Source organism: Qipengyuania thermophila (genome assembly GCF_004153605.1).
GTDB lineage: Bacteria > Pseudomonadota > Alphaproteobacteria > Sphingomonadales > Sphingomonadaceae > Qipengyuania_B > Qipengyuania_B thermophila.
The window spans coordinates 1-580 of sequence record NZ_SDSI01000016.1; the positions used below are offsets into that span (position 1 = coordinate 1).

At 32.1% G+C, this 580-nt stretch carries 2 protein-coding genes; both read right to left on the minus strand.

What is annotated here, in order from left to right:
- Positions 1–130: hypothetical protein (locus tag ETO60_RS11530; RefSeq protein WP_390612836.1), on the minus strand; the 130-nt coding region annotated here is incomplete at its 3' end.
- 27 nt (positions 131–157) lie between these two features.
- On the minus strand, positions 158–340 hold the full coding sequence (locus ETO60_RS11535; RefSeq protein WP_390612838.1) for a hypothetical protein: 183 nt from the start codon (positions 338–340) through the stop codon (positions 158–160).
- Between the last annotated feature and the right edge of the window lie 240 nt (positions 341–580).

The following is a 580-nucleotide window of genomic DNA, read 5'->3' on the forward strand; positions in this document are numbered from 1 at the left end:
GATTGACCCTGAGAAGGAGAATAGAAGATAGAAGAAAGACATCCCCTAAACGATTAAGCAAAAAGGTAATTAGCCCGCCAGACCTTGCAGTCCAATTCTTGTAAAACAAGATTAAGAATAAAGAAGTAATTCCAAGACTGTCTCATCCAACTAATGCTCAGATTAAGCTTGTTCTTGAGCAAAGTAAAACTATAGAGAAAATGAATGAAGAGAGTAAACATAAAAACTTTCTTAAATCCTTACTCCTTATATAATAAAATGAATATTTAGAGACTGAAAACCTCACTAACAAAACTATTGATAAGAAAATGAAACTCTTTTGATCAATAAAAAATGAAATCTCATCTCCTAATAAGCCCCTAACTCACTCTCCTATCTCAAGACTAATAAAATAGTTTTCTTTTCTTAAAAAGAAAAAGATTAAAAGCGTAACTAATAGTCCAATTTCCCATCAAACTTTATTGGTAAAATTTTTTAAAATTTAAAGTGGGGAGGTCCCTTCTCTGGTTCCACAGCCCAGAATGAAATATTCACTGCACTTTAACAATGTTCACACAATCACACTTTTGTGTGTATTCCC